We start from the raw sequence: 22,182 nt of genomic DNA, 5'->3' as shown, positions 1-22,182 counted from the left end.
ATATGAGCTTTATCGCAGATAAACAAACCTTGGACGACCTGAATCTATTGGGTAAATACCGCCCGGATTCTATTTTTAGCCTATTCAATAAGCTGCATACTACCGGTGGCGAGCGCAAGTTGCAGGAGATGTTTCAACATCCCATGGTGGATGTGGAGGCCATCAATACGCGCAGCAACATGTTCCGCTACTTTCAGAATAAACAGCTGAAATTTCCGGTAGATGGACTGACTTTTCAAAAGGCGGAAACCTATCTCAACACGGGCACCTCCGCTAATTTCCTGCTGGCCACAACAGGACTACTCCATAAAAAGGCTCTTGCCGTGTTCCTGCATGATGAACAGTTTGGTCAGCTGCTTGCCGGGCTGAATGCTACTGTTGAAGTCTTGCGGCAACTTCAGCGCTTGATGCTGGAGATGGGGCGAGATGCAGGAAGTCCTTTTGAACAATCCCGTAAACAAATAAGTGCGATCCTGGACGAGCAGGGGATAAGGGACTTGCTGAGCGAAGTATTTCCGCTTCCGCTGATGAAAATTGCTTGGTATGATCATTTACTGAAACACACTTTGCAGCTCCAGATGGGGGCCCTGCTGAACGGCATCTGCCTGCTGGATGTTTACATCGGGGTGAGCCTGGTGGCTAGGGAACGTGGTTTTAGTTATGCGCTGGCGTTGCCAAAGGAGGCAAACTGTATGCGTAGCGCCGGACTGTGGCACCCGGGATTAATGAAAGGCGTAGCAAATCCGCTGTCGTTGGGCCGGGAGCAGAATATGATTTTCCTGACCGGCGCAAACATGGCTGGGAAGTCTACCTTTATGAAGTCCTTTGGAATAGCCGTTTACCTGTCGCACATGGGCTTTCCCGTAGCGGCCAGGCAAATGGAATTTTCGGTATGTGACGGCCTGTATTCTTCCATTAACGTTCCTGACGACCTGAACTTGGGGTACAGCCATTTTTATGCGGAAGTCCTTCGCGTAAAAAATGCTGCCGAATCTGTTGGTACAGGTCAGCATCTGGTGGTATTGTTTGACGAGCTCTTTAAAGGGACCAACGTGAAGGACGCTTATGATGCTACCCTGGCTGTAACAGAGGCCTTCTCCAAATACCGCAACTGCTTTTTTATCATTTCCACGCATATTATTGAGGTGGGTACAGCCTTACAGGAGCGCTGCAGGAATGTCGGGTTCAGCTACCTGCCGACAGTTATGGATGGCCATGTGCCAAGGTACACCTATCAGTTGCAGGAAGGGATTACCACAGACCGGCAGGGGATGCTGATTATTGAAAATGAAGGTATTCTGGAGATGCTGAAGACATAATCAGGCCGTTCTTCAAACTACTGTAATCTGAGGTTGTTATACCATCATGGTTACAAGACACATCAATCAGATCATTGGGCTGGGGATTCTGGCAGGAATCAGGACCTCATTCGCTCCGGCGTTGCTCAGTCAGCATTTTCATCAGCATCCCAGTGCTGCACTTGGCGATTCCAGATTAAACCTGTTACAGTCGGAAAAGGCAGCTGTCATCACAAAGTTATTTGCAGCTTTTGAAATCGTGGGTGACAAAAATCCGCTGGCGCCAAACCGGACGGGGATGCCACAGGTGCTTTTCCGCATTGCTTCAGGTGCGTTCGCCGGGTTCGTATTGGCAAAAGCAAAACGACAGCATACAGGGCTCGGGTTACTTGTGGGGGCGGCATCGGCGGTGGCGGGAACCTTTGGTGCCTTCTATTTACGCCAGTATATCAATGGACTGCCCGGTGTGAAGGACGTATACGTAGGTGCTGCAGAAGATTTGGTGGGAATCGCCGCAGGCGGATTGATCAGCTCCGGGATGCGGAAGTAATCACATTGTGGGGCATTGGTAAAAATACCAGCGGGCGTTGGTCGAATAATTTCGGCTGTTGGTCGAGTGCATGCTGTTGATGGTATAAAGCGGTGAAAACCGCTGAAACGTTTTCTGTTTAAGGTCGTCTTAATTACAAAACAAGAAGAAAAACCTTAAAAAAATAAAATCATGAAAACTCTTACAAAAACAACATTCGCCATATTATTCGCAGCAGTAACATTGACTTCAACAAGTATGGCTGCCTCAGCAACAGTAACTGTTCCCCCTGTAAAAACCACAAAGGTGCTGCCATCAGAGAAAGGCTTCAACAAGATCTGGGTAGCGGGAAATGTGAAAATTGTATTGACACAAGGTGAAAATGAAGGTGTAAGTGTAGGAGATGATTTCAATGCAGATAAAACATCAGTTCAGTATAAAGGACAGACTTTGTACATCAACTCCATGGCAAGTGGGCAGGTAACGATCAATGTAAATGTAAGAGATCTTCAAAGAATTGAAGCTGCAGGTAGTGCTGTGGTAGTGATGAGCAACAATTTTGATGTGAAATACCTGCAGTTATTCCTGAGCCAAAGTGCGAAGGTAAAATTAAACGCAGTAGTAGGTAGTTTATATACGGTGATCAGTGACAATGCGTCCCTGAAAATGAATGGTTCTGCCGAGGAACATACATTAATGGCGAGCAACATGAACAACATTAAATTCGGAGACTTTGTATGTGCTCACACAAAATCAGTACCTGCACAAACGCTGAAAGTAGCCGGGTTGGCAAGATAGTTAATAATAAACTTTAGGTTAGTTTGAGCGACAGGTGGATGCCCGTCGCTCTTTCTGTTTTTATGCGGATTGCTGGCGTTTGCCAAACTGGTCGCTGTACATTTTCAACTGACTTTTTAACGACTGTCTGGCCATAAAAATCCTTGTTTTTACGGTTCCGATTGGGATCTGTAATTCTTCAGCAATTTCGTGGTATTTATACCCTTCAAAATACCTCAGGAATGGCACAGCGTAGTCTGAGGGCAGCTGCTCCATCGCGTTGTTGATGTCTTCCATCACGAACTTATTCTCGCCCTGATTTCTTTCCGCACTGTTGTGCAGCTGGTAAGAGGAGAGATCTTCAGAGGTATCTATCAGTGCATTTTTCTTTGTACCACGACGGTAGTCATTGATGAAAGTATTACGCATGATCGTATACAACCATCCTTTAAGGTTAGTTCCCGGCTTATATAGTTCATGATAACGGATAGCTTTAATGATGGTGTCCTGCACAAGGTCGTTCGCATCTTCGACATTGCGGGTAAACCGGAGGGCAAAGCTTTCCAGACAATCCATATGGCCGCAGATCTGATCATTCAAGGTAATATTTTTCATAGGTAGATGATTTTCTGTTATTCTGATCAATGTTTTTCAATTTCTTCGAATTACAAACGCTGTACCAAAGTAATTGGCACGGCGACGTGCCAGCGCAGGCAAACGGCTGATAGGAAAAGAATACTATAGTTTTATATTGCAACAAAGTTTCATTTGTTTAATAATTAAATGTAGCTTTGTTGCAATTGTGAGGAGTGATGCAAAACAAGCGGTTATCAATTTCAGGCAGGTAAGTTCCTGCTTGCTGTTGCTGCTATTTTGTTCGCTGACGCTGCTTACCGCATTCCATGATCATGAACAGGACCCGCAAAGTGTTGTTGTCAAAGGTCAGGATTCAATTGGGCTACAGGACAGCTGTCTGTTTTGCGCCTACCTGGTGCATCATCAGGATGAATATGCGGTATTAAGTTATCCCCAGGTGGTGATCAGGCCTGTGTTGAGTGCTATACCCTTCAAAGCAGCTCGTTCTGCACGGCAACTGCCTCCAGTATTTCAGACTTTGATTAATAAAGGGCCTCCTTTATTCATCTGATAGACATTTTCCTTTTTTATTTCCATTATTTAACGTCAGTCCTGCTGCATTGCAGCGGATGATGAATCGTTTGCTCATTTGCCATGAGCTGTTGTTTCTATGAAGAGATCTTATATTCTATTTTTTATCCTGTTATGTGGTATACAGTTGTCTGCGCAGGAGCTTCACTTGTCCGGAAGGGTATTTAGTTTTGACAAAAAATTGCTCAGAGGCGCTAAGCTTACTTTGGACGGTGGACACTCGGATGTTCCCAAGGTTACTTATACCGATGCTGAAGGCGCTTTCCATTTCACATTGCCATCCAGGGGGAAGTACACGCTGCTTGCACAGTTGCATGGTTACCGTATGGAGAAAAAGGACATCGACCTGCAAATGAGTAGGGTGATACAGGTGACGATGCAGGATGTTTTGGAACCTGGTAAGGATGCACATGAACTCAAGGAAGTTACCATCATGGATAACCGTCAGCAAATCCGGCAGCGGGAAGATGCACTGAATGTGGAGGTCGTAAACAGCGACTACCTGCAGCGACATCTTGGGGGGAGCCTGATGAAAAGCCTGGAACGGCTTCCGGGAATTAAGACTATTGGCATAGGCTCGGGGCAGTCCAAGCCGTTGATCCGTGGTTTGGGTTTCAATCGCGTGGTAGTGGTGGATAAGGGCGTAAAACATGAGGGGCAGCAGTGGGGTGCCGATCATGGCCTGGAGCTGGACCAGTTTGCGGCGAATGAGGTGGAGCTGATCAAAGGTGCGGCATCATTTGTTTACGGTTCTGATGCCATTGCAGGAGCAATAGATGTCAAACCTGCAGCAGTGCCTGCAGCACATACTTTCGGCGGCTCGGCAGACCTTATTGGCAAAAGTAACAACCAACTGTATGGCACCTCGCTTAACCTGTATGGAAGAACAGACCACTGGTTTATGGATTCCAGGCTGACGTACCAGAACTATGGCGATTACCGCGTGCCTGCAGATACGATTTTTGTTTATGACTATGCGGTGCGTCTGCACGAAAGGCAGCTGCGGAATACTGCAGGAAGAGAAACCAATATCCATCTGAATACCGGTTTCATCGGAGAACGCTTCCGTTCTGTTTTTTATTTCAGCAATACCTTCAGCAACAGTGGCTTCTTTGCAAATGCACACGGGCTGGAGCCCCGAAGGGTAGATACCGACCTGCATGATGCTTCCAGCAGGGACATCCTGATGCCCAGTCAGAAAGTTAACCATTTTAAAGTCATCAACCGCACCGCGTGGCAGCTTTCTGCACATCGCCTGGAAGGCGATCTGGGCTTTCAACGCAATTTCCGGCAGGAGTTCAGTCAGTATGTGAACCATGGTTATATGCCGCCGGTTTATCCCGCAGATATGGAAATCCCTGCCGACCTGGAGCGGGAGTTTGATAAACATGTTTATTCGGCAAACCTGAAGGACTACTTCAGCCTGGGCAGACATTCCATTACCGCAGGGCTGAACGCTGAATTTCAGGACAATACCATTAATGGCTGGACCTTTCTCGTGCCTTCATTCCAGCAGTTTACGGGAGGTATGTTTGTCTATGATAAGCTGAAAATTAATGAAAAGCTGCTACTGCATGGGGCCCTTCGTTATGACTATGGCCGGTTGCGGTTGTCTGAATATACGGACTGGTTTCCGTCCATGTCGGACGGTAGTACTGGCACAAATGCGGAATACCTGAAACGGGCAGAAAACCTGACCCGGACATTCAACAGCTTTGTGTGGTCTGCAGGTATGAATTACAATGAAGAACATTTTTTCATGAAAGCGAATGTTGGGAAGAGTTTCCGTATGCCGATTGCTAAGGAGCTTGGTGCAAATGGGGTAAACTACCATTATTTCAGCTACGAAAGGGGGAACCCGGCATTGTCCCCGGAGCAGTCGTACCAGGCAGACCTTAGCCTGGGCTGGAAGGCTCCGCGCTGGTCAGTACAGCTGAGTCCCTTTTACAATTACTTCCCGAATTACATCTACTTAAATCCCACTGCCGATCACGACTATTATTACGGTGCAGGCAACCAGGTGTTTCGCTATGAGCAGAGCAGGGTGATGCGCTATGGCGCTGAGCTGCAGCTGCAGTATGAGTTTCTTCACGGTCTTAGTGCCGAGGTGCTGGGCGAATACCTGTATGCCCGCCAGCTGTCTGGTGATAAGAAGGGATATACCCTGCCTTTTTCGCCGCCGGCATCGGTGTTGTTCAACCTCAGCTGGTCGCCAATGCAGGATAAGGGAAGTTATATTTCCGTTGATTACCGCCTTACCGGACGACAGGAACGCATTGTGCCCCCCGAAAAGAAAACTGCTGGATATCGGGTGGTCAACTTGCAGGCGGGCACTAAAACAAAGCTATGGAGGCAACCGGTGCAAGTCAGCCTGCAGGTACAAAACCTGCTGGACACCCGATACCTGAACCACACCAGCTTTTACAGGCTGATCGAGCTGCCCGAGGCAGGCAGGAACATCGTGCTCTCGCTGAAGGTTCCCTTTGCCGGTATGTTATCACATTAAGAATCCCCATTGCCACATTAGACATCCCACGTTAGGGGAAAATAAACCATTATTAAACCAATAATCATTAAATGAAAACATCAAAAATCATGCTGGCCTTCCTCCTGATCGCCACAGCTTTCACAGCCTGTAAAAAAGACGATCCTGCGGTGGAGCAACTCAGGCCTACCGCCGAAAACATAGAGATCGGTACCGCCAATAATAAACATGCCCTGATTGGCAGGGATTTTCATTTCAATGCAGATGTCGTGGCCGGCGACAAGATTAGGTCGGTTCAGCTGAAGGTGCTGCAAAAAAGCGGGGAAACGTACAGCAACAGCTGGAAGATGGAGCTGGACTGGCAGGAATATGTGGGTGCTAAAAACACCAATGTGCATAAACATTTCAGTATTCCAACGGACGCCCCAGAGGGGAAGTACGATTTTTATTTCATCGTTACTGATGAGAATGGGTCCGTATTGGAGATTAAAGAAGAGCTGCAGATTTCTGATCCGGCAAATATGCCCGTCGATCCAAAGATCGGTCGCGACATGATTTCCCGTAATGGCGACCTGATTTATTATATGGATACCTGGGTGGAGCAGGAGCTGGTTTTTAAAAAAGGTGATGAGCTGACCGCTCATGCTCAGATCAGCGAAATTGCCGGAGACGGCATCCTGTACTCAGTGCTGATTAAGAAAACGGCAAACTATCATCCTGAATCGGTGGACCAGCTGGATCTAAGTAAAGTCATCGTGATCTCTAAAGTGGAACATCAGGGATTGGCTGCATCTTCAAAGATTACCACTTTAAGACGGATAAATGGGGTGTTGGGTGGTGAGACCATTGCTATAGGTGCTGAGAAAGACGCTAATGACCCTGTTGCCAATCCAATTACCGCAGGGAAAGCATGGGGCTCAGGTCAGTACAACTGGGTGATCCTCTACAAAAATACCAGCTACAATATGAATGTTTACAAGTCAATGCCCATTACCATAGATTACCAATAAAAATTACGATATGAATTACAAATATTTAAAACCTGTCGCGCTCCTGTTGTTAACTGCTGGTCTTTTCAATTCCTGTAAAAAGGACGACACTGAAGAGATCGATACCACTTACCCTGTGATCGATATCGCCGCTGCAGATGCTTTTCCGAAGCAATGCAGTGTCATCCAGCGTGGCCAGCCTTTCGTCTTTAGTGCACAGTTTACAGACAATGCTGAGCTGGGCTCGGTAAGCATCGACATCCACCATAATTTCGACCACCATACCCATAGTACGGAAGTGGATGACTGTGGCATGGATCCGGTAAAGGTACCGGTAAAACCTTATACGCTGATTCAGAGCTACCCGATTCCGGCAGGCCAGAAGACGTATCAAAGCAGTGCGACGATTACCATCCCTGCAGATGCCGATCCAGGAGATTACCATTTTATGATCCGGGTAACTGACAAAGCTGGCTGGCAGACCATCAGGGGGCTGAGTGTGAAGGTCCAATAGCTTGCGTAGTCTGTTAAATGATTTTAATCTGCTGCTCCCTGAACCGGAGCAGCAGTCTTTTTAACAGGTCACTTTTGAATCCCGCCTCCACATAAATGTTGGTCACCCATACCAGCACTTTAAACTCTATGTTGTCTGCCGCGATGCTGTTGATGAGTATTTCCGGAGGCAGGTTTTTCATGGTGTTCCCCGTGGCCTGTACCTCTTCATTGATGGTCTTATAGATCAGCTCGATGTCTGCTTCTGCACTGAGTTTAAATGTCAGTTCCGTCTTTACGAAATCGTTGCTCAGCGTCCAGTTGACAAGTCTGCCGGACAAAAGATCTCCATTTGGGATGATGACCTCAGAGCCCTGGGGCGTCAGGAGTTTGCTGGAGCGTATGCCGATGTCCTGAACCTTTCCTTTCTTATCTGCCAGCTCAACATAGTCGCCGATCCGGAAGGGCTTCTCAAAGATCAGGATGATCCCCGAAACAAAGTTGTTGACAATGTTCTGCATGCCAAGCCCGATCCCTACACCCAGGGCACCCAGTATGACCGTCAGTTTGTCCATCGGTAAACCAGATGCCGTAACTGCTAACAGCACGCCAATGATGATGATGATCAGCCGGATCAGTGCTACCTTGGAATTTTTAGGTGTGTTTCCCTCGTTAAAAGTGATGCTTTCTTCGCCAAACAGCAGGGGCACATGTTTCTGGAGTTTATTGGATATATATACAATGGCAACAAAAAACAGGATGTTTCCCATGGTAAAGTGGATGCTGCCAAAGGAGCGTTGCTTCGACAGGATTTGTTCCAATAATCCGGAGAGGCCACCTGTGAGGTTAAGGTTGATGAGAAATACCATTACCCATAAGATGACAGAAAGGATGGAGAGTGCCTTCTGGGACTTTAGCCTCGTTTTATTGTGACTGACGCGGGAAAAGATTCCATTGTTGCAGGAACTCAGCTTAATCTGCAATTCCAGTGCGTCGAGCATGACCTGCACAAATACCGCCAGTCCAATGAGCTGTGTAAGCCCGATGACTCCTGTGGCGCTGAAAACCTTCGCAAGGCTGACGCGCCCGAACAGGTTCATTAGTATCGCAATGACGTTCAGCAGCACCAGGATAATGATGACCGTTCTGACATATCGTTTGGAGAACTGCCTGACCTTGACTTTTCTGTAGATCAGGATGCCTAAATAGATAAAAAAGATGTTGATCCCCATAAACAGAAGCCTTGGCAAAAGGGAGTCGTTCACTGCAGCGCTGCCCAGGATCAGCAGGGCGTAGGCTCCAATGAGCAACAGCCAGTAACGAAGTTCAGGGCCAGGGAGTGTCCGTCGCAGGTGTATGGTCATGACCAGCAGCAACAGCAGCTGGATCAGTTCAATATAGAGGGAAGGTGCATCAGGTTCAAACAAAGGCGTGATGTTCAGCAGCACGATGAGCGAGGCCAGTACCGGATAAGGTTTTAAATATTCAAATTTAAGTTCGCCTATTTTCTGTTTAACGGAAGGGCGCCGGGAGTTGTTGAAATTGGTGTGCACCCATATAAAGAAAGTGATGGCGATGAGGATGGCCATTATGCGCTTGTCCCAGGTGGAGTTGATGAAATATTTTAAGATCTGCTGCTGGCCCTGGTAGGAAGACTTAACGAGGTAGCCCAGGCTTTCATCCGTTGAGCCGGTCAGCGGGGCATTCCAGAGGTATGATTCCTCTTTGCCGAGGGCGAGTTCTCCGGATTGCTGTAGCTGTTCGGCGGTTTTATCTTTCAGGTCGTTGGCCACAATACTCAGTGCAGAGACATCGGCAAGCATTTGGCTTACCTGGCTGAGGTTGCTGCCTGTAAGCTTGCCTGCATCCTGCAACCGCTGTTTAATATCGAGCAGCTGATTCTGGTAAAGCTTCTTTTCCAGATCGTCCTTTGCTGATATGGTCAGCAGGGAATCCGAGCTTAGGTCGACCACCTGCTGCGACATGCGCTGCAGCTCATTGTTGTCTTTCATGAGTTGGGTAGTGAGGTCTGCCAGCCTGGCTTGTGCATCTTTGAGGATCAGGTTGTAGCTCATCAGGCTTTTGGTCTCTATTTTATTGCCTGCGGCCTTGAAGTCTTTCTGCAGGGGACTGATGTTGCGTCGGATGTCTCCCAGACGCTGTTGCCGTGCTTCGATGTCATATCCTTTTTTGTTGGCCGAGTTGATCTCCGTGATCGCTGCCTGTGCTTTCTGAATTTTAAACAGCAGGGTGTCGGGGATGGACTTCGAGGAGTCTGCTGTGTTTTTAAGACTATCCTGAGCTGAGCTGAACTGCGGATGGAATGTGGTGATCAGGAATGCAAGTAGGAGCGTAGTAAAGGATCTGGACATTGAAATCATATAAAAGACAATCTTGTTAGCTATTAAATAACATAAAAATACAAATAATGTTATCCGTTGGTCGAATAATTACGGGCGTTGGTCGAGCACGTACTGTCGCTGGTATAATGCAGCGAAAACCGCTGAAACGTTTTCCTTTTAAGGTCGTCTTAATTACAAAACAAGAAGAAAAACCTTAAAAAAATAAAATCATGAAAACTCTTACAAAAACAACATTCGCCATATTATTCGCAGCAGTAACATTGACATCTACAGGCACGACTGCCTTGGCATCGGTAAATGTTCCATCAGCAACAACAACAAAAGCGCTGCCATCAGAAAAAGGCTTTAACAAAATCTGGGTTGCGGGAAATGTGAAAATCGTACTGACACAAAGTGAAAATGAAGGGGTCACCGTAGGAGAAGGTTTCAATGCAGAGAAAACTTCGGTTCAGTTCAAAGGACAGACGCTGTACATCAACTCTATGGAAAGTGGACAAGTGACGATCAACGTTGCGGTGAAGGACCTTCAAAGGATTGAAGCTGCGGGTAGTGCCGTAGTGGTGATGAGCAACAACTTCGATGTAAAATATCTTCAGCTGTTCCTAAGCCAGAGTGCGAAGGTAAAAGTGAATGCAGTAATCGGTAGTTTATATACCGTGATTAATGACAATGCGACCTTAAAAATGAATGGTTCTGCTAAGGAACATACACTTTTGGCCAGCAACATGAGCAACATTAAATTCGGAGATTTTGTGTGTGCCGATACGAAATTAGTGCCTTCAACTGGAGTAGCAATAGCCGGATTGGCAAAATAGGGATATAGGAGCGTTGGGATAAGCGGCTGCGTCATTTAAAAAATGATGCAGCCGCTTTGTGTTTACATGTTTTTATAGGAAGATGAAGGTTACCAATATTTCAATCCTGTTAAGCGGGCAATTTCGATCTGCGCCACGCAAAGCTGATATTTGTATTGCAATTTGGTCAGTTCAGCGCGCTGAACATTCGTGCTTGCATTGACCAGCTCCAGGTTGGTACCAGTACCGTTTCTGAACCTGCTTTGAGCAAACTTCTGGGCTTCCTTTGCTTCATTGATCTGTGCCTGTGCATTTACAAGACTGGATTTGTTGCTGTTGATGTCGATCAGCGCCTGCGCAATGTTTTTACGGAAGGTGTTGTTCAGCGTTTCCTGTGCGTATTTTGTTTGCGCCGACTGGCTTTTGGCGAGGCTGACCTGCTTCCGGGCTCTGCCACCCTGATAAATGGGGATGTTGAGTGTTACACCGGCGGTATAGTTATATCTGAACTTGTCAATCTCCGGAGTGTAACCCGTTGCATATCCTGTTCCCGCACCAACGGTAAGCGAGGGCTTACCCCCGGTTTTGCTGACCGCAAGTTCGGCTTCAGCCTGTGCGATCCTATCGTTCAATAGCAGGAACTCTGGGTTGCTGCGTTGGGCATTTTCCATTGCTTCATCCTGATTTCCTGTTATTCCATCCACGGGAAGATTAAAATCGACAGGGCTGTCACTGATCCTGGCGCCTGTAGTGTATTCCATCAATGCATACTGCTTATCCAGGCTCTTCTGAAGGTCAATCTTGCGGTTGTTTTCCTGATCGATAGAGGATTGGATGGAAAGTACATCGTATTTCAGGGCATCACCATTTTTGTATTTGATCTCCGTATCCTTCTTGTTGCTACGCAGAAACTGAAGCACACTGTCCTGGATGCTGATGGCTGCTTTGAGGTAGGTCATCTGATAATAAATGTTGGCCACCTGGAAGGCCATCTGGTTCTGATTGTATTCCACATTGTCTTTCGCGTACTGCAGTCCGGCTTTCGCACGCTCCACATTGGCTTTTACGACACCAAAGTCCCAGAGGGTATAACTGGCATTCAGCATGGCTTTGTAATTGTTGTTGGGCATGATCTGAAACTGGAGGGGCTGATCGCCTGCGGGGATGGTAATTTCAGATACGGGATGAAGGTAGTTATACGAACCTGTGGCCTGTACCGATGGCAGGCCGTTGGACTTTGCCAGTTCGATGCGTTGCTGTTCAACATCGACAGCCTGTCCGAGTTCTTTAAATGCCGGAAACCAGGTAAAGGATTGGTTGATGAGCATCTTCAGGCTTCCGGGTTGTTCCTGTGCGAAGGCAGCAGTGCTGCAGGTGATAAATAAAAATATGCTGAATAAACGTTTCATTGTCTTGGTGTTTAATGTGTTAATGTGCGGCCGCAGCCACTTTTGCTCTTGTCTCCGCATCCGTATCCTCACTCTTCAAAAGCAGCATGAATGGGATGGTGCAGACAAAGAAGATTGCAATGAGCAGGAAGCCATCGAGGTAGGCCTGCATCTGCGCCTGGTTTGATAGGCTGTGATCGAGGATCCCTAAAGCGGCTTGTTTTGCATTGTGGGGGTTAAGCCCTTGTGCAACCAAACCATGGGAGATGCCATTCAGGCGTTCTGTCAGCAAGGGGTTATTGCCCTGAAGGTTCGATACCAGGTCTGAGCGATGGGTAGCAAACCTATTGGTGGCGTAGGTATTCATGATGGCAATGCCGAACGCACCGCCCAGCTGTCTGAACATGTTGTTCAGGGAAATGCCATAAGGCATATCCTGTACCTTTAGTCCTACTACCGCCTGACTGAGCAGTGGTACGGTAAGGCAGCCTGTGCCCAGACCGCGACACATCTGGGCAACTGCAAACCACCATTTCCCGGCACCGGGTGCAGCGAGAGAAGAGGTGTATCCGTGGAGGATAAACAGGGCAAACCCGGTGACGACAAAATAAATGGGTTTGATCCCTTTTCCCAGTCCGGCACCAATGAAAGGCATGGCGAAGATCGCAATAAGGGCGCCCGGAATCATAGAAATACCCGCTTCTGTAGGTGTGTATCCCAGTACTCTTTGTACCATCACAGGGAAGAGGTATACGGAGCCAAACAGACCGAAACCGCAGACGAAGGTCAGCACATTACTACCTACCAGGTTTCTGCTTTTCAATACGCGAAGGTTAATGGCAGGGTTGTCGGTATGGAGCTCCCACCAGATGAAAGTCCCAAGGCCGGCAACAGCAACAAAGGTCAGGTACCTGATGGCTTCGTCCTGAAACCAATCCTCTGATTGCCCTTTCTCCAGCACATACTGCAGGGCGCCAATGCCTATCGTCAATGACAGAATGCCGATGTAGTCAATAGAAATTGACTTTTTATCGATATTGTACTCGTTTGGTTTACGTTCAATAAACTTCCAGGTGAGGAGGGCTGCGACAATCCCAATGGGGATATTGATGTCGAAGATCAGTGCCCAGTGGTAGTTATCTACAATATAACCTCCAAGCACCGGGCCTATGGTAGGGCCGATGACGATGCCCATACCGAAGATACCACCGGCAATGCCTTTCTCATGTGGTTTGAACTGGTCAAATAGAATACCCTGAGACACTGACAACAGTGCTCCGCCTCCGATGCCCTGTATAAAGCGCCAGAATACAAGCATCCACAGCGATGAGGAAGCACCACACATATAGGAGGCAATGGTAAAGGCGATGATGGAAAAGAGGTAGTAGTTTTTTCTTCCAAAATACCTGCTCAGGAAACCCGTCAGCGGAATGATGATCACGTTGGCTATGGCGTATGCCGTCACCACCCAGGATGCATCTTCCAGTGTTGCACCCAGCGTTCCACTAATGTTGTTCAGCGCGACGTTGACAATGGAGGTGTCAATCAGCTCCATTACCGCAGCGGTAATGGTCGTTATGACGATGATGATTTTGATGAATTTATTGTCTTTTGCAGCCATCTTAAGGTTCTTTGTTGGGATTACTTAACTTTTACATCCACCTCGACACTCAATCCGGCTTTGAGGATTTCTTTCAGGGATTCTGCACTGTCAATGGAAATCATCACCGGGACCCTCTGGGTAACTTTAACGAAGTTTCCTGTCGAATTGTCCGGGGGAAGCAGCGAGAACTTGGCGCCTGTAGCATCACTGAAGCCAGATACTTTACCCGTGATTTCCTGGTCAGGGTAGCCGTCAATAACGATATGCACCGTCTGCCCGACTTTCATATGCTCAATCTGCGTTTCTTTGAAGTTGGCAATGATCCAGTATTGATCATTACTGATCAGGCTGAACAGCTGCTGCCCCTGCTGCACCAGTTGCCCCTTTTTAAGGTTGGTCTTGCCAACTTTCCCATTGATGGGCGCGATCATCTTCGTATAAGACAAATCCAGCTGGGCACGCTTCAATGCCGTTTCACGTGCGGCGATGGTGGCTTGCGCACGGGCAATCTGAGCATTGGCGGTGCCGGTTTGTGTGCCTGCCTGGCTTACTTTGGTTTTGCTGGATGCCAGCAACTTCACTGAGGTCTGGTAAGCAGACTGACTATTTTCATACTGACGAAGGGTAATGGAGCCTTCCTTATACAGCGCCTCATCACGCAGGAGATCTCTTTTCGCTTTCTGCGCTGCAATTTCTTCTACGCTCACCCCTGCTGCTGCAACGTCCTTATTTGAGCCGATCGTAGGCAACTGTGATTCTGCACTTTTGAGGTCGGCTTTTGCAGCGAGCAGATCGGCCTCTGCCTGTTGCACCGTCAGAAGGTACTCGCTGTCGTCAATCCACACAATGGTGTCGCCGGCTTTTACAGTCTGATAGTCTGTAAGTGAAAACTGTTGGATATAACCGGATACGCGACTGATGACAGGCACGGCATTGGTCTCTATCTGGGCATTGTCTGTGTTTTCATAGTGCGATGCATGATTGATTTTAGTGAATGCAAAATAAGCGATCACAATCACCACGATAGCGATGATTGCTGTTCTAAGCGTTTTTTTTACAGGGGTCTGAGTGGGTTCTTTTGTTTCCATGTTGAATTTTGATGGGCACAAAAGTAAACTAAGTTGACTAATCTAGTAAACTTAGTTTACTAAATTTTGTACCATTGCATTGAAAAATACTTTGGAATGACAATCAGTTTTTTCGGTATAGAATTTATAATAATGTAATTTTACGGTATGGAAGATCAAGAGGGAAACGAGCGTGTCCTGTTCAGGATAAACTATCTGCTGAAGCGTTTAATGGATCGTTATGTCACCAAAAACCTGGCCCAAATTGCCCAGAAGGATTTTAGCATTACTTTTATGCCCTATTTTATGGCGATAGGTGAGCAGGGTATTTCCAACCATGAGCTGGTCCATAAGATCAAAGTGACAAAGCAGGGAGTCAGCAAAAATGTAAAGGAGCTGGAAGCATTGGGACTGGTTTATTCGGAAAAAGGGGAGTCGGATGCGAGGTCGCTGATGATTCACCTGACTGAACCCGGGAAGGATCTTTACCGCAAAATTAAGGATGGCGCCGATACAATCAAGACGGATTACATTAAGGTTTTGGGTGCAAAGAATTATGAGATAATGGTCGACTCCATGTTGAAGCTGATCGACTATTTTGAACAGCTGGAAGAAGAATAGTATTCATAAGTCTTTCTGCACATGGAAATTTATCACGAATCAATGTTTGTGATTATTTGTTGCGCCAGCGGGTTTTATTTTCGGACATCACTTCTTCGCTGTGTTTGATGATCTGGCAGACCACATCGTCGAGTTCCTGCACAGACTGATCCAGGTAAACAAACAGCGGCTGGTCATTTAGGTCTTCATATTCTCTGACAATAAGATCCGATAGGGAGATGATTTTTGTGAGTGGTGACCTGATTACGTGCGATTGCATAAAAGCGATTTCCCTTAACTTGTCATTTTGCTCTTTTAACCGGGCGTTGAGTTCGTCAACAGAGGCCAGTTCTTTTTGCAGTGCCTTGTAAAACATGGTTTCTTTTAACATCGTTCTTTCAAAATTGAGTAGGGTCTGGTGAATAATCACCACCACAACAAGGGTCAGGAAAAGCAAGTTAAAAGCACAGATGATGATTCTTTCATAGGTGAAGCCCTGTACGAGGGGAATCCAGTGCGCTTCCGTATACAGCATATGCGCGGGCAGCAACCCAATGATAAAGTTCAGGGCAACACTCATGTAGGCATATTTTGGCGGGAACTGGAAAGAGACAAAGATGCTGATCCCAAACAGGTAAATGCAACCAATCACATAATATCCCAGGACCAGGATCTGTATAGAGGCGAAAAACATCACTACGGACACCAGGACGATCCTGCGTCGGACGAGGCTGACCCGTGGGTTGAGAATGATGATGGTAAAAACAATGATAGCTGATAAATCAAAGGTCACATAGTTATGGTGTGACATGAAAAACTCCATGATCACACTAGGAATGAGTGCCACCATACTGATCGGTAAGGCATAGAGGACAATCTTCGCAAAAAGTTTATCCTGCCAGTCTGCCAGCTTGTTCCCCTGATCCTCAGGGCGGCTTTCCATACGGCCCAATACAAAAGCCTGGTAACGTTGCCAAAAATTCTTTACACGCCGGGATACTGATTTCTGCAACTGCATCTATGAAGGATTACATTCGTACCAACAAAGATAACGTATAAAATGTTCGCACAGATGCGCTCCTTAAGCGATATAGTTTAGCTTTGATTCTCTTGTATAGATTTGCCTCCTGTCTCGATCTCTATCTCCTTGGTGGTTACCGCATAATGTGAAGGGTGTATTTCTGAGCCGTAGGCCATCGCATAAGCTTTGGTGAATTCGGCTCCAAAGTAGAGGATAATGGAGGAGTAGTAGGTCCACAATAAGACAATCACCAGTGAGCCTGCAGCGCCGTAAGTGCTGCCCACGTCACTTTGGCCGATGTAAATGGAAATTCCAAATTTGCCGATCATAAATAATACCGCCGTAACGATAGATCCCAATATTACATCTTTCCATTTGATGATGGCATCAGGAAGTACCCTGAAGATTACGCCGAAGATCAGCGAGATCACAGCCAGCGTGATGACCTGATTCAGGATGTAGAAAAAGATCACAGAGATGTCCGAGAAGCGCGCCTGAAGCCTTTCACTGAAACCATCCAAAAGAGCCGTGATACCCAGAGAGACCAATAGGATAAAGCCAAGGCTGATGATGACGGAAAAAGAAAGGAACCTGTTCTGGAGAAGTTTAAGCCAGCCACGTTTAGGTTTGGGCTTGAGCCCCCAGATGGTATTGATCGAATCCTGTATGTCGGCGAATACCGTTGTTGAACCGACCAGAAGGGTAACCACGCCGATCACAAAAGCAACCGTACTCTTGTCCCCTAGAGAGGCCTTTTTTATGATCTCCTGAAGCTGTGCCGCTGTGTCCGGACCAAGAAAACCGGAAAGCTGACTGTAGATCTGTCCTTGTGCTGCTTCCTGACCCAGGAAGATTCCGCATAAGGAAATGATCACTACCAGTAACGGTGCCATGGAGAATACGGTATAGTAAGCAAGCGATCCGCTGAGTTTGGTTACCTTATGATCTGAAAATCCCGTAAAGGCATTTTTCAGTACTTCCCAGATTCCTTTGAATGTTATTTTTTTGTGTTCCATCATCATTTGATCTTGTTAAATACAACCCCCTTTTCACGGAATGGTTTTCAAATATTGTTTGACACAGCCTCCCTGAGGGTATTAAGGTTGCTAATTGCATTCCCCATGGTGTTATTGAAGTAACAGTATACCGTTTTTTGATCCTGTAGCCATTCTGTGATATAGGTAGAGTATTCATAGAGAAAGTCATTTGTGTAACTCCCCCTGTAGTCTCCTCCTGGCCCGTGAAAACGGAGATAAACAAAATCTGCTTCATGGTCCAGGTCAGGTCCTCCCTTGGCTAGCTTGTCGTGAACGACCATTCCTGCACCATATTTCTGAAGCAGTTCCTGCGTATGCTCCGTATACCAGCTGTTGTGGCGGAACTCTACTGCAATGTGCCATTGTTTCTGCTCGTTTGATTCCCCGGCAGTGATCAGTAAATGTTCCAGCTCCCGTATATATATGGCTGTAATGCTACCTGGAAATTGTATCAGCAGCGCTCCGCTGTTTGCCCCGGCCCCGTCGATCCGTTGCATGTATTCAGCAACGAGTGCGGGATCAAAGCTCAGGCCCTTGGCATGACTGACGTCGCGGAACAGCTTAAACGTAAACCTGAAAGATTCCGGGACATCCGCTGCCCATTTTACGACCGTAGAAGCCATTGGCATTTTGTAGAAAGAGCTGTTGACCTCAATGCTATTGAATAACGATCCGTAGTAGTGGAGCCGGCTTTTGTCTTTGAATTCCTCCGGATAAAACTCCTTATTGGGAACCGGTAACAATAGCCCGCTGGTTCCTGTATAAAAACGATCGATATGATTTTCTCCACTTATACTCATGATGTTTCAGAATTTACATGCATACATTCCGTTGTTCAAGGTTTGCTAACACCGTTTTGAAGGATTGGTTTTATGCTGATGAAGCAATGTTTTTTCTAAAGCAGTAGGTGATCAGGCATCAACTACGTCCGTGTTAACGTTTAACTTTTTTAAAACCCTATTAGACAAAGGTTGTTGTACTTACCTAAAACATCTACTACTATGAGTACAATTGAAAAAGCAGCATCTGTGTTAAATGATTTGACAGAGATCAACAACGACCGCGTTGCAGGGTTTGAGAAAGCACTTGCCGATATTAATGATGAAAACATCGACCTAAAAGCAGTATTTCAGGAATATGCTACCCAAAGCCGTAAGTTTAGTCAGGAGCTGACTGCACTTGTTGCGGGTTATGGTGAAGATGTAGAAACTGGCAACAGTGTTGCCGGTACTTTACACCGCGCCTGGATTGATGTGAAGTCACTTTTTGGTGGTAGTGATCGCCTGAGCATTCTTAATGAAGCAGAGCGTGGTGAGGATGCCATTAAGGCAGCCTACAAGCTGGCATTAGAAAAAGGAGAACTTACAGGTGAGGCGTTGGCTACCATCAACAGACAGGCAGATGAGATCCGTAGTGCTCATGATGCCATCAAAGCCTTGCGTGATGCCACAAAAGCAGTAAGCTAGTTAAACGCTTAAAAGCAGTTAAAAAAATCGAGAGGTTGAGTCATTGCGAAATGACCAACCTCTTTTTTTGTCCTACGCCGCATGATATGCGGACATCAGCCGGGCATGCTTATTCACGTATAGACCAAGTAGGTGTCAGGGCTATACCAGGGCCGTATCAGGAGTACAATACATGCACAACACATCCACGTTGAGTCCACGTTTCTACGCGTTTTATGTACTTGTACTGTGGATGTATTGCGGCTGAAGCGTGGGTCCATTCTAGCGCTGCCTATAACCTGCCCTAGGCCTGGCCTAACCTACAGTAAACGCGTGTTAAAAATGAAAGAGGGTCGGCTGGACCCCGTCAACTTAAAAGACGCTATGCGGATAGAGATGGTTCAAGGCGCAGAAAAAAAATAATTTGCTTTGAAGACCTGCAAATATTTGCCCTTCAGCAAAGATTTGAGTCTGAAAAGTAATTATATTTTTTTCAATACAGGAACTTTCGAACGGAGCGATAAAAATTAGTCTTTAATCTTATCAAGCTTAAAATATCCCAACTGGATTCCGTCTTCCGGCAGGCTTTCTTCCGGAGTAATGACGATATGATATTTCTCTTTCAGCTCGCTGCTCAGGATGTCTTCAATGCGGTAGATATCGTCAACATCTATACCGTACTTTTCGTCGATGTGCGAATTTGCCCCTTTGATAGAATTGGATTTGAAGAACACCGTTTTCTTAGCATCCTGAACCGCCTGGGCACGATCTTCCTTTACAGCCAATATGGTATAGTGCTGTTCCTCCAGTTTTCCAGTCTGATACCCGCCAAGGTTGATGAAAAATAGTTTTCCTGATGTGGTTACTTCCGGATGATCTGCCTTAAGGACGACGCTGACCCGATGACCATCTACATTGTTGATCTCTCTCCAGCCATCAACATGGAGGCTGTTTCCGGCTTCGGGCCAGAAGGCCTGCATTTGGGGGATAAGTGCTTTCAGGGAGTTGGCAATGCCAAAAAAATAATCATGCTGTTCGACATTTCTTTGCGGTGCTTTTGACCCCAGTAAAACCTGGTAAAGTTTGAGCGGACCATGACTGTCCGTTGTTTCGTTCATCATAACTTAAAAAATTGAATATTGAAGTAACTTTTAACTCCTGCATATTGTTTGAACTGCCGGGTGAATGTCTGCTATCATTTTCAAAACAATTTGGTGATTTAATGATTATATGATCTGTGATCTGCGTTTTATGGAGCTTTTCACCAATTCATTATTCAGTTTGAACATCTTATTTTCTCTTTCCAATATGAAAGAACGTACATCAAAACGCATTGCAATTCTCGGTGGTGGTCCGGGTGGGTTATTTATGTACAAGAGGCTTGTCGAGTCCGGACGGCGTGATGTCGAGATCCATATCTATGAACGTAAAGGATATCTTGGCGCGGGGATGCCGTACAGCACCGAGGGGGCCAATGAAGAACACATCACCAATGTGTCAGACAATGAGATTCCTGTCATTTTTAATGACATTGCCGACTGGGTAAAGACCGCTCCGAAAGATATACTGACGAAATTCAACATCAATGATGACAATTTTAATGAATATAAGGTGTTGCCACGGCTTTTTTTCGGGGCCTATCTGGCAGCGCAGTTTGACCTGCTTCAACAGCGTGCGGCCGAGGAGGGTATTGCAACCCATGTTCATTTAAAAACTCACGTTACTGATGTTTTTGATGACACAGAAAGCCAAACGGTAAATGTGGAGACCGATCATAGCAGGCTGAGCAGCTTTGATCAGGTAGTGATCTGCACGGGGCACAACTGGCCAAAGAAGAATGAGGGAAAAATTCCGGCATATTTTGATTCGCCCTATCCTCCCCAGAAGCTGGCGAAGGTATTCAACCATGCGGTGGCCATTAAGGGATCTTCGCTGACAGCAATTGACGCCATCAGGACCTTGGCGCGCAACAATGGAACCTTTGAGGAAGATCAGGATGGCAGGATGCATTTTAAGGCCGCAGGTCAAAGTCAGGCATTTCGTATCGTAATGCATTCCCGTAATGGAATGCTGCCTGCAGTGAGGTTTCACCTGGAAGATTCCCATCTTGGAAAGGAGGGCCTGCTGACGAAGGAGGAATTAAATCAGCACAGGGAGGAAAACGGAGGTTTTATCTCACTTGATTACATCTTTGAAAAAAACTTCAAGAAGATGTTTGTGGATAAAGATCCCGGGTTTTTCCAGCTGATCAAGGATATGGACCTGGAGGCTTTTGTACAGGCAATGATGAACAGCAGGGAGCGTGTGGATGCGTTCACCTTATTGAAGCTGGAATATCAGGAGGCAGAACGATCGATCGCAGCTAAAGATTCCATCTATTGGAAGGAGATGCTGGCGGTGTTGAGTTTTGCCATGAACTATCCGGCGAAGTATTTCTCGGCAGAAGATATGTTGCGCTTACAAAAGGTGTTGATGCCATTGATCTCTATTGTCATTGCGTTTGTTCCGCAGAGCTCTTGTCGCGATCTGATGGCGCTTTATGACGCAGGCATACTGATACTTAACGATGTTGGTGAAGACAGTGAAGTGATTCCTGAAAGCAAAGGAGGGGCCACCTATCGGTATCAGGATGAAGCGGGGGAGAAGGTCAGCAACTATTACCAAACTTTTGTCGATTGTGTCGGGCAGCCGCACCTCGCTTATGAAGATTTTCCTTTTCAGGGCCTGCTTCAGGACGGAACGGTTAGCCCTGCTACCTTGTCTTTCCGCGATGCCGAAGTCGCAAAGGCGCTCCTGGAGCAAGGAAACTCTACGGTGGAGCGGGCTAAAGATGGAGATTACCTTTTGAGGGTTCCCGGCATAGCCATCAATGACCAATTTCAGCTCGTTAGTAAGAAAGGGATCTCCAACCCGCGCATCTACATCATGGCGGTACCCTATATTGGAGGCTACAATCCTGATTACTCGGGGATTGACTTTAGCGAAGCGGCATCATCCACTGTGCTGAAGGCTATCTTCGGACAAGAAGACTAATCCTTGCCGGGTATTTAGCGTGCTTTTGAGTACCACTGTAAAAATCAACATGGAATTCAGGGTGTTTGCAATATGTTTCGCAAAAAAATATTAG

The 22,182-nt window shown here is 46.6% G+C and carries 19 protein-coding genes; 10 read left to right on the top strand and 9 right to left on the bottom strand.

Features of this window, described 5'->3' with window-relative positions:
• Nucleotides 1-2: 2 nt before the first annotated feature.
• From PBAL39_RS16635 to PBAL39_RS16625, 3 genes are all read left to right on the top strand, one after another.
• Nucleotides 3-1,319 (top strand): DNA mismatch repair protein, encoded by a 1,317-nt coding sequence (locus tag PBAL39_RS16635; protein WP_008243599.1) that lies wholly within the window; start codon nucleotides 3-5, stop codon nucleotides 1,317-1,319.
• A 46-nt stretch (nucleotides 1,320-1,365) separates the two neighbouring features.
• Nucleotides 1,366-1,848, top strand: coding sequence for a DUF4126 family protein (locus PBAL39_RS16630; protein WP_008243596.1), 483 nt, complete (start codon nucleotides 1,366-1,368; stop codon nucleotides 1,846-1,848).
• A gap of 171 nt (nucleotides 1,849-2,019) precedes the next feature.
• On the top strand, nucleotides 2,020-2,625 hold the full coding sequence (locus PBAL39_RS16625) for a GIN domain-containing protein (RefSeq protein ID WP_039866871.1): 606 nt from the start codon (nucleotides 2,020-2,022) through the stop codon (nucleotides 2,623-2,625).
• A 60-nt stretch (nucleotides 2,626-2,685) separates the two neighbouring features.
• Here PBAL39_RS16625 and PBAL39_RS16620 read toward each other — a convergent pair whose 3' ends face one another.
• Complete coding sequence (locus tag PBAL39_RS16620; protein ID WP_008243593.1) at nucleotides 2,686-3,219, bottom strand: sigma-70 family RNA polymerase sigma factor; 534 nt, start codon at nucleotides 3,217-3,219, stop codon at nucleotides 2,686-2,688.
• Nucleotides 3,220-3,850: 631 nt separating this feature from the next.
• Here PBAL39_RS16620 and PBAL39_RS16610 point away from each other — a divergent pair.
• The 3 genes from PBAL39_RS16610 to PBAL39_RS16600 all read left to right on the top strand — a co-directional run bounded on the left by PBAL39_RS16610 (nucleotide 3,851) and on the right by PBAL39_RS16600 (nucleotide 7,759).
• Nucleotides 3,851-6,277, top strand: a complete 2,427-nt coding sequence (locus PBAL39_RS16610) for a TonB-dependent receptor (RefSeq protein WP_008243589.1) — start codon at nucleotides 3,851-3,853, stop codon at nucleotides 6,275-6,277.
• Nucleotides 6,278-6,348: 71 nt separating this feature from the next.
• Complete coding sequence (locus PBAL39_RS16605) at nucleotides 6,349-7,266, top strand: DUF4625 domain-containing protein (protein WP_008243587.1); 918 nt, start codon at nucleotides 6,349-6,351, stop codon at nucleotides 7,264-7,266.
• A gap of 10 nt (nucleotides 7,267-7,276) precedes the next feature.
• On the top strand, nucleotides 7,277-7,759 hold the full coding sequence (locus PBAL39_RS16600) for a DUF4625 domain-containing protein (protein ID WP_008243584.1): 483 nt from the start codon (nucleotides 7,277-7,279) through the stop codon (nucleotides 7,757-7,759).
• Between the two features lie 13 nt (nucleotides 7,760-7,772).
• On the opposite strand, the gene PBAL39_RS16595 is transcribed toward PBAL39_RS16600, so the two are convergent.
• The gene (locus PBAL39_RS16595) at nucleotides 7,773-10,109 is read right to left on the bottom strand and encodes a mechanosensitive ion channel domain-containing protein (RefSeq protein WP_008243583.1); all 2,337 of its coding nucleotides are present in this window, start codon (nucleotides 10,107-10,109) and stop codon (nucleotides 7,773-7,775) included.
• 200 nt (nucleotides 10,110-10,309) lie between these two features.
• On the opposite strand from PBAL39_RS16595, the gene PBAL39_RS16590 reads away from it, so the two are divergent.
• Entirely contained in the window at nucleotides 10,310-10,915 is a 606-nt protein-coding gene (locus tag PBAL39_RS16590; RefSeq protein ID WP_008243581.1) for a GIN domain-containing protein, read from the top strand.
• An 89-nt stretch (nucleotides 10,916-11,004) separates the two neighbouring features.
• Here the strand turns inward: PBAL39_RS16590 and PBAL39_RS16585 are convergent, their stop codons facing one another.
• Genes PBAL39_RS16585 through PBAL39_RS16575 form a run of 3 tightly spaced genes read right to left on the bottom strand, consistent with a single transcriptional unit; the run spans nucleotide 11,005 to nucleotide 14,973 of the window.
• A complete protein-coding gene (locus PBAL39_RS16585) occupies nucleotides 11,005-12,303 on the bottom strand; it encodes a TolC family protein (protein ID WP_008243579.1) in 1,299 nt (432 codons plus the stop codon).
• Nucleotides 12,304-12,322: 19 nt separating this feature from the next.
• Complete coding sequence (locus tag PBAL39_RS16580) at nucleotides 12,323-13,903, bottom strand: DHA2 family efflux MFS transporter permease subunit (protein WP_008243577.1); 1,581 nt, start codon at nucleotides 13,901-13,903, stop codon at nucleotides 12,323-12,325.
• 20 nt (nucleotides 13,904-13,923) lie between these two features.
• A complete protein-coding gene (locus tag PBAL39_RS16575) occupies nucleotides 13,924-14,973 on the bottom strand; it encodes an HlyD family secretion protein (RefSeq protein ID WP_008243575.1) in 1,050 nt (349 codons plus the stop codon).
• A 147-nt stretch (nucleotides 14,974-15,120) separates the two neighbouring features.
• On the opposite strand from PBAL39_RS16575, the gene PBAL39_RS24765 reads away from it, so the two are divergent.
• A complete protein-coding gene (locus tag PBAL39_RS24765) occupies nucleotides 15,121-15,573 on the top strand; it encodes a MarR family winged helix-turn-helix transcriptional regulator (RefSeq protein ID WP_008243572.1) in 453 nt (150 codons plus the stop codon).
• A gap of 52 nt (nucleotides 15,574-15,625) precedes the next feature.
• On the opposite strand, the gene PBAL39_RS16565 is transcribed toward PBAL39_RS24765, so the two are convergent.
• From PBAL39_RS16565 to PBAL39_RS16555, 3 genes are all read right to left on the bottom strand, one after another.
• Nucleotides 15,626-16,570: a hypothetical protein gene (locus PBAL39_RS16565; protein ID WP_008243571.1), complete on the bottom strand. Its 945-nt coding sequence runs from the start codon at nucleotides 16,568-16,570 to the stop codon at nucleotides 15,626-15,628.
• Nucleotides 16,571-16,647: 77 nt separating this feature from the next.
• Nucleotides 16,648-17,595, bottom strand: coding sequence for a YihY/virulence factor BrkB family protein (locus PBAL39_RS16560; protein WP_008243569.1), 948 nt, complete (start codon nucleotides 17,593-17,595; stop codon nucleotides 16,648-16,650).
• A gap of 41 nt (nucleotides 17,596-17,636) precedes the next feature.
• On the bottom strand, nucleotides 17,637-18,410 hold the full coding sequence (locus PBAL39_RS16555) for a DUF72 domain-containing protein (protein WP_008243567.1): 774 nt from the start codon (nucleotides 18,408-18,410) through the stop codon (nucleotides 17,637-17,639).
• Nucleotides 18,411-18,611: 201 nt separating this feature from the next.
• On the opposite strand from PBAL39_RS16555, the gene PBAL39_RS16550 reads away from it, so the two are divergent.
• Nucleotides 18,612-19,076 (top strand): PA2169 family four-helix-bundle protein, encoded by a 465-nt coding sequence (locus tag PBAL39_RS16550; RefSeq protein WP_008243558.1) that lies wholly within the window; start codon nucleotides 18,612-18,614, stop codon nucleotides 19,074-19,076.
• A 506-nt stretch (nucleotides 19,077-19,582) separates the two neighbouring features.
• Here PBAL39_RS16550 and PBAL39_RS16545 read toward each other — a convergent pair.
• Nucleotides 19,583-20,176: a DUF1543 domain-containing protein gene (locus tag PBAL39_RS16545; RefSeq protein WP_008243556.1), complete on the bottom strand. Its 594-nt coding sequence runs from the start codon at nucleotides 20,174-20,176 to the stop codon at nucleotides 19,583-19,585.
• A gap of 187 nt (nucleotides 20,177-20,363) precedes the next feature.
• Between PBAL39_RS16545 and PBAL39_RS16540 the strand changes: the two genes are divergently transcribed.
• The gene (locus PBAL39_RS16540; RefSeq protein ID WP_039866905.1) at nucleotides 20,364-22,088 is read left to right on the top strand and encodes an FAD/NAD(P)-binding protein; all 1,725 of its coding nucleotides are present in this window, start codon (nucleotides 20,364-20,366) and stop codon (nucleotides 22,086-22,088) included.
• Nucleotides 22,089-22,182: the final 94 nt, after the last annotated feature.

Source organism: Pedobacter sp. BAL39 (assembly GCF_000170795.1).
Lineage (GTDB): Bacteria > Bacteroidota > Bacteroidia > Sphingobacteriales > Sphingobacteriaceae > Pedobacter.
The sequence above is the reverse complement of the archived record's forward strand: the minus strand, read 5'-3'. Positions and strand labels throughout refer to the sequence as shown.

Bases quoted from the DNA above. Each gene is read 5' to 3' on its own strand.
- PBAL39_RS16635 (WP_008243599.1), top strand. From the start codon at position 3: ATGAGCTTTATCGCAGATAAACAAACCTTGGACGACCTGAATCTATTG.
- PBAL39_RS16630 (WP_008243596.1), top strand. From the start codon at position 1,366: ATGGTTACAAGACACATCAATCAGATCATTGGGCTGGGGATTCTGGCA.
- PBAL39_RS16625 (WP_039866871.1), top strand. From the start codon at position 2,020: ATGAAAACTCTTACAAAAACAACATTCGCCATATTATTCGCAGCAGTA.
- PBAL39_RS16620 (WP_008243593.1), bottom strand. From the start codon at position 3,219: ATGAAAAATATTACCTTGAATGATCAGATCTGCGGCCATATGGATTGT.
- PBAL39_RS16610 (WP_008243589.1), top strand. From the start codon at position 3,851: ATGAAGAGATCTTATATTCTATTTTTTATCCTGTTATGTGGTATACAG.
- PBAL39_RS16605 (WP_008243587.1), top strand. From the start codon at position 6,349: ATGAAAACATCAAAAATCATGCTGGCCTTCCTCCTGATCGCCACAGCT.
- PBAL39_RS16600 (WP_008243584.1), top strand. From the start codon at position 7,277: ATGAATTACAAATATTTAAAACCTGTCGCGCTCCTGTTGTTAACTGCT.
- PBAL39_RS16595 (WP_008243583.1), bottom strand. From the start codon at position 10,109: ATGTCCAGATCCTTTACTACGCTCCTACTTGCATTCCTGATCACCACA.
- PBAL39_RS16590 (WP_008243581.1), top strand. From the start codon at position 10,310: ATGAAAACTCTTACAAAAACAACATTCGCCATATTATTCGCAGCAGTA.
- PBAL39_RS16585 (WP_008243579.1), bottom strand. From the start codon at position 12,303: ATGAAACGTTTATTCAGCATATTTTTATTTATCACCTGCAGCACTGCT.
- PBAL39_RS16580 (WP_008243577.1), bottom strand. From the start codon at position 13,903: ATGGCTGCAAAAGACAATAAATTCATCAAAATCATCATCGTCATAACG.
- PBAL39_RS16575 (WP_008243575.1), bottom strand. From the start codon at position 14,973: ATGGAAACAAAAGAACCCACTCAGACCCCTGTAAAAAAAACGCTTAGA.
- PBAL39_RS24765 (WP_008243572.1), top strand. From the start codon at position 15,121: ATGGAAGATCAAGAGGGAAACGAGCGTGTCCTGTTCAGGATAAACTAT.
- PBAL39_RS16565 (WP_008243571.1), bottom strand. From the start codon at position 16,570: ATGCAGTTGCAGAAATCAGTATCCCGGCGTGTAAAGAATTTTTGGCAA.
- PBAL39_RS16560 (WP_008243569.1), bottom strand. From the start codon at position 17,595: ATGATGATGGAACACAAAAAAATAACATTCAAAGGAATCTGGGAAGTA.
- PBAL39_RS16555 (WP_008243567.1), bottom strand. From the start codon at position 18,410: ATGAGTATAAGTGGAGAAAATCATATCGATCGTTTTTATACAGGAACC.
- PBAL39_RS16550 (WP_008243558.1), top strand. From the start codon at position 18,612: ATGAGTACAATTGAAAAAGCAGCATCTGTGTTAAATGATTTGACAGAG.
- PBAL39_RS16545 (WP_008243556.1), bottom strand. From the start codon at position 20,176: ATGATGAACGAAACAACGGACAGTCATGGTCCGCTCAAACTTTACCAG.
- PBAL39_RS16540 (WP_039866905.1), top strand. From the start codon at position 20,364: ATGAAAGAACGTACATCAAAACGCATTGCAATTCTCGGTGGTGGTCCG.